This window comes from Streptomyces sp. SID3343 (genome assembly GCF_009865215.1).
GTDB lineage: Bacteria > Actinomycetota > Actinomycetes > Streptomycetales > Streptomycetaceae > Embleya.
On the sequence record NZ_WWJX01001363.1, the window covers coordinates 60,137 to 66,136 of the forward strand.

The 6,000-nt window shown below is 71.0% G+C and carries 5 protein-coding genes; 2 read left to right on the forward strand and 3 right to left on the reverse strand.

Annotation, left to right across the window (positions count from 1 at the left end; translation table 11 throughout):
- Nucleotides 1-38: 38 nt before the first annotated feature.
- The 3 genes from GT354_RS56870 to GT354_RS43175 all read right to left on the reverse strand — a co-directional run bounded on the left by GT354_RS56870 (nt 39) and on the right by GT354_RS43175 (nt 3,964).
- Complete coding sequence (locus tag GT354_RS56870) at nt 39-1,592, reverse strand: PP2C family protein-serine/threonine phosphatase (protein ID WP_161362417.1); 1,554 nt, start codon at nt 1,590-1,592, stop codon at nt 39-41.
- A gap of 516 nt (nt 1,593-2,108) precedes the next feature.
- Complete coding sequence (locus GT354_RS43170; RefSeq protein WP_161362419.1) at nt 2,109-2,978, reverse strand: SigB/SigF/SigG family RNA polymerase sigma factor; 870 nt, start codon at nt 2,976-2,978, stop codon at nt 2,109-2,111.
- A gap of 341 nt (nt 2,979-3,319) precedes the next feature.
- The gene (locus GT354_RS43175; RefSeq protein ID WP_161362421.1) at nt 3,320-3,964 is read right to left on the reverse strand and encodes a dihydrofolate reductase family protein; all 645 of its coding nucleotides are present in this window, start codon (nt 3,962-3,964) and stop codon (nt 3,320-3,322) included.
- A gap of 278 nt (nt 3,965-4,242) precedes the next feature.
- Between GT354_RS43175 and GT354_RS43180 the strand changes: the two genes are divergently transcribed.
- Both GT354_RS43180 and GT354_RS43185 read left to right on the forward strand, forming a co-directional pair.
- Nucleotides 4,243-4,938 (forward strand): tellurite resistance protein TerY, encoded by a 696-nt coding sequence (locus GT354_RS43180; RefSeq protein ID WP_161362423.1) that lies wholly within the window; start codon nt 4,243-4,245, stop codon nt 4,936-4,938.
- An 86-nt stretch (nt 4,939-5,024) separates the two neighbouring features.
- Nucleotides 5,025-6,000, forward strand: a 976-nt coding sequence (locus GT354_RS43185) for a hypothetical protein (protein ID WP_161362425.1), incomplete at its 3' end; no start/stop codon positions are given.

Consider the following 6,000-nt stretch of genomic DNA (forward strand, 5'->3'; position numbering starts at 1 on the left):
GGTCTTCCGCCGCCGTCTCGTGAACCCACCGGACCGGCTCAGCCCACGACGGGCCTCGCCGTGCCCGACCTCCCGGCTTGCCGGACGCGCGAAGCCGGACACGCGAACGTGGGCTCGGTGCCGGCGACTTCGAAGCGCACGGCCATCAGGGCCCGATCGTCGGGCCACGCTCCGTCTCGGCTGTCGACGAGAAGGCGGCACAGCATGTCCGGCGCCATGTCGTGGGTGTCCGCGACGAGAGCGGACAAGAACGCGAACCCCTCGTCCAGGGATTCCCCGCGCCGCTCGACCAACCCGTCGGTGTAGAGCAGCAGTGTGGCCCCCTTCTCGATCTTCACCTCGCCGCAGGGGCCGGGTGCGACGCCGGTCATGCCCAACAGGGGAACCCGCCCCGGCAACAGCCGCGGAGCTTCACCCGGGGGAAGCAGCAGGGGCGGCATGTGGCCGGCGTTGGTGTAGCGCAGGAGCCCGCGCGCCGGGTCGTAGACCAGGTAGCAGGCGGTGGCGGAGCGCTCGGGCAGGTACGCGCAGATGAAGGCGTTCACCTCTGCCATCACGTCCTGCGGCTCGTTGTCGACGCGCAACGCGGCGGCCCGCAGGACGCTGCGCAGTTGCGCCATCTCGGTGGCCTCGGTCAAGCCGTGGCCGGCGACGTCACCGATCGCCATGCCGATCCGCCCTCCGGGCAGGCGGAACAGGTCGTACCAGTCACCGCCGACCGCCACCTGGTCGGCGCCCGCGGCGTAGCGCGCGGCCACCGTCAGTTCCGGCAGATTCGGCAGGTCGGGCAGCAGGCTGATCTGCAGACGCTGCGCGAGTCGGTGCTCGTGCTCGTAGAGGCCGGCCCGCGAGACGGCTTGGGCGACCTGACCGGCCATCACCTGCACGTGTGCCGCCTCGTCCGGAGGCAACGGGGCGTCGAGTTCCAGCCGCAGGATCCCCAACGGTTCGGGACGATGACCGGTGAGTGTCAACAACAGGATGTGCGGGGCGTCCGCAGTGGGCCCGGCGTCCGGGGCGAGCCGACCGGGCTCGGAAAAAGCGCTCAAGGCTTCCGGATTGCCCGCGATGTCGAGGTCGAGCCACGGCTCGTTCGTCGCGGCGGCGAACTCACCGCTCTCACGGAGCGGGAACAGACGGTGCAGGTACAGACCGAGGCTCGCCGAGCGGACGCCGATCAGACCCGGCGCGTCCTCGCGTATCACGTGCGCCACCTCCCGCAGGGAGATCGCGTCCGCGAGCACGGCGGACAACGCGTACAGTCGGCGCAGGCGTTCGTCGGCGCGCCCCGCCGTAACGGAATCCGGTTCCGGTGCCGCCACCCGTACGACGATTTCTCCCGTCGCGGACGTTCGCTGCCCCAGACACGTCCGGGGTCTCGCGAGCGGGCCGTCGGACCGGAAGGTCAATTCGGCCGACACCGGCTCTTCGGTCGACCGCCAGCGCTGTAGACAACGCTCCACATCGGCGTCCGGGTCGACGACCAGGGACGCGAACGCCCGGCCCGCGATGCGGGCCCCCACTGCTGCTGCGGCGGCGTTGCCCGCCCGCACGCGTCCTGCCTCGTCCACGAGCATCAGGGGCTCCCCCACCCATCGCGCGGCTCCCATAAACGCCCCAAGGGCTTCCTCCACGCCACCCGATCCTTTCGCTAGGCGAACTATTGCATCCAAGCAACATTAGCTGTGGGCCCCCTCGGCCGCGCTATGGCCGGGGTCACACCTGCGGCAACCGCAACATCCCGGCTCCGAGCGCTGCTCGGCGCCGGGAACTCGTCTGGGAGCGTTACTCGGGGGGCGGGACAGCGAGGCGACGTACGCGTCGCCGGGCCGACCGCAGCCGGCCGGTCGGCGGCGGGCGGTTTTCGTCGACCCCGCGCCATCGGGCTTTCCCGCCGTTGCGGAACCTGCCGTCCGCCCGCGCCGACGGCGCCGGGAGGTGGTCGCGCGCCGGCCGTCTCGTTCGGGGCCGCCGCAGGACGGGGTCTGCCCGAACCGGGCTGCCCGAACGAGAGTGCGCGGACGCGGCGGACGGGAACGCCCGCCGCGCACGCGGCCGGAACAACGCGGCGCTCGTGGGCCCGGCTGTGCCCGCTCCTCGAACCGGCGTCAGTCGGCGAGGAGTTGGGCGCGCAGCGTGCTCAGGGTTCGGGCGAGCAGGCGCGAGACGTGCATCTGGGAGATACCCAGGCGCTCGCCGATCTGGGACTGGGTCAACTCCTGGCCGAAGCGCATCGACAGGATGTCGCGGTCACGCTGCGGGAGGGCTGCGACGAGGGGCTTGAGATCGTGCAGGTTCTCGGCGAGCTCGTAGCCGGGATCGACGAACGCGGCGCGCGAGGTGTGGACTTCGGCGGGACCGTCGTCGCCGGCGGGGGCGTCGAGGGACGCGGCCGTGTAGCCCGCTGCGGCGGTGAGACCGTCGACGACCTCATCGACGCCGATGCCGAGCCGGTCGGCCAGTTCGGCCGGGGTGGGTGCGCGGTCGTGCTCGGCGGTGAACGCGTCACGGGCCTTGGCCAGTTCCAGGCGCAGTTCCTGAAGGCGGCGCGGGACGTGGACGGCCCAGGACGTGTCGCGGAAGAAGCGCTTGATCTCGCCGGAGATGGTGGGAACGGCGAAAGTGGGGAACTCCACGTCGAAGGACGGGTCGAAGCGGTCGATGGCCTTGATCAGACCGATCGTGCCGACCTGGACCATCTCCTCGGTGGTCTCCGGGCGCGCGCGGAAGCGGCCCACGACGAACCGGACCAGGGGGACGTTGAGTTCGATCAGGGTGTTGCGCACGTACTGGTACTCGTGCGTGCCCTCCTCCAGTACCCGCAGCCGGTCGAAGAGGACCTTCGACATCGCGCGCGCGTCGGCTGCCGTGACGCTGCCGGGGTCGTCGATCGCCGGCAGGTCGACGAGCCGGTCGCCCTCGACGGGGGCACCGGCCGGGCGGGGGACCACGAAGGCGGTCGCTGGGGTCGGGGGCATCTCGGCGTCCTCCTGCTTGCGTGACGACTGTGGGCCGGAGCATCGTGCCCCGTCTCACGCGCAGTACACCTGTTCGGGGACGCAAGGTCGCGTCGAGCTGACCGTCCTGCCCCCGTCGGAGTCGCCGACCAACGCACCGGGCCACATCCGGCCACCGAAGCGGCGCGACACCCTGCCGGGAGAGTGCCGCAGCCGCCGCTGCCCGGTGAGCTACGAGAAGGTCGACGTGGTCCGGCGGGTCGGGGCGTTCCGGCGGGTCGGGGCGTACCGACGTACGCCCCGACCGGACCCACACCGCGGGTTCCGTCCGGGCCCGGACGTTTCGCGCGGGCGAAGAACTGTCACTTTCGCCAGAACAGGTGGTGTGTCACGCCGCTCGGGCTGGGCACGACGTCGAGGTGGAAGCGGTCGAGGAGTTCGTCGGGAGACTCCCACAGTCGTACTCCGGACTCGAGCTTCACCGGTGAGACCGCCACATGCATGGTGTCGACGAGGTCGGCGTCCAGGAATTCGCGGATGGTGGTAGCCCCGCCGCCGAGCCTGACGTCCTTGCCCTGCGCGGCCGCGCGCGCCCGGTCGAGGACTGTGACCGGGTCGGCGTCGACGAAGTGGAACGTGGTGTCGGAGAGCGTGAACGACGGACGCTCGTGGTGCGTCATGACGAACACGGGGGTGTGGAACGGGGGCTCGTCGCCCCACCAGCCGCGCCACTCGTGATCGCGCCAGGGCCCGCGCTGCGGACCGAACTTGTGGCGGCCCATGATCTCGGCACCGATGTTGTGTGCGAAGTCTCGCGTGAGGTAGTCGTCGAGGCCGCGGCTCCCCCCGCCGTCGGTGCGCATGGGCCAGCTCGCCGTGGCGCCGGCCCAGGCCATCAGCCGCCCGGGATCGACGTGGCCGAACGGGCGTTCCAGGGTCTGATCCTCCCCGGCGGCGAATCCGTCACTGGAGACGGTGAAATTCTGCACTTTCAGTAGCTGAGTCATGTGTGTTCCTCTGTGACTGCGGATCGGCGGAGCGCTCGGTCGATGTCCTGCGTCGCTCCCTCGAGGGTTCGACCCTGCTCGCGCGCTGCTTACACGAGTGGGTCGGAGTCCCTTTCCCGTTCTCGACATCGGGCCGCGAGATTTCTCGAAGAATTTTCGGGCCGTCGCTGCGCGCCGTTCGGAATCTCGTTGACGGGGCCAAACCCACCCACGATGCTGAAACGTTGACCTCTCGGTGCGTGCGCGCGTCGGCACGCCGTGTGTCCAAGGAGCCGTCGATGATCGACGACGAACGTCCGGACCTCGCGTCGGGCCAGGTGCCGCGCCCGCGCTCGCTACCCGTGCTCGTCCTGGCCGACGTGAGCGGGAGCATGGTCCAGGACCACAAGATCGCGACGCTCAACAGGGCGATCGAGACCATGGTGCGCACGTTGCGCACCTTCGCCGCGGCCGAGTCCGGACACGGCGACATCCTGTTGGCAGTGATCACGTTCGGCGCCGCGGGCGCGGTACTGCATCAGGCGCCGGTTCCGGTGAGCGAGATCCGGTGGACGGACATGTCCGCCGGCGGACGGACGCCGCTGGGAGCCGCGCTGGATCTGGTCCGGACCGTGCTCGAAGACTCCGAGACGATACCCGGGCGCGGCTTGCACCCGACGCTCGTACTGGTCTCGGACGGCATCCCGACCGACGACTGGCAACCGGCGATCAAGCGTCTTTTGGCCTCGACCCGAGGGGCCGAGGCCGTGCGGCTCGCCGTCGCCGTCGGCGCGGAGGCGGGCAACCCGTCCTACCGGGTGCTGGAAGCGTTCGTGGCCGACCCGGCGATTCCGGTGGTACGCGCCGACGAGGTCGACCGGCTCTGCGACTTCTTCCGGTGGGTCACGCTCGGCGTGACCGATCGAATCCGCGGGGGTCCGTCCTCGGAGTTGCCCACGTTCGATCCCGACGCGCTCTACGATCTGACCGACTGACCTCCCGGCCCCGTGAGCGCGATGGCACCCTCGGGACAGGCGCCGATCCGGTCACGCGACGACGAGACGACCCGAAAGGGACTGCGGTGGACTCGCGCATGGTGCGGCCCGACCGGCGCACACTCGGCCGCGGAGACGTCCTCTACGACGAATCCGGCACCCCGTTACGCCTGGGTGGGCTGCTGCGGAACGGCGGCCGAGGGCAGGTGTGGTCCGTGGCCGGCGGCCGTGCCGCGGTGAAGGTCCTGCGCGCCACCCGGGCCGGCGACGCCGAGCGGCTGCGCGCCAGGCTGGCCGCCGTTCGGCGCTACGACCTCGACGGCATCCCGATCGCCCGACCGCTGTCGATGCTGGGCGAGGAACGCGTCGGATACGTGATGGAGTTGCCCGGCGACATGATCGCGATCGAGTCGCTCGGCCGCATTCCGCAACGCGTCAAGCTCGGCGAACATTACCGGGGCACCGGCGGCCTGGGGCGCCGACTCCGCCTCCTGACCTCCACGGCCGAGGCGTTGGCCCGCCTGCACGCGAGGGCCCTCGCGTTCGGCGACGTGTCACCCGTGAGCATCCTGGTGTCCCGGGAAAGCGCGCACGAGCAGGTGTGGCTGATCGATCCGGACAACCTGACGGTGGAGTCGGCCGCTGCGGACCGGCCCGTGTACACCCCGGGCTACGCGGCACCGGAGCTGATCGACGCCCGCTGCGGCTACAGCACTTCGTCGGACTCGTTCGCCTTCGCCGTGGTCGCGTTCGAGACGCTGGTCCTGGCCCACCCCTTTCGCGGGGACCTGGCGTACGAGGACGTCGATCGCGAAGCGGACGCGTTCGCCGGACTGTTGCCCTGGGTGGATCACTCGTCCGACGACCGCAACCGCTCCCGGTTCGGCCTGCACCGTGAAGCCGCCCTGTCCAAGGGCCTGTTGCGGCTGTTCCGGCAGACCTTCGAGGAGGGCCTGCACGACCCGGCGGCGCGGCCGACGCTGGGCGAGTGGGCGAGCGGGCTCGCCAAGGCCGCGGCGCTCACGATCGGGTGTCCGCGCTGCGCCGCCGGCTACTACGGCT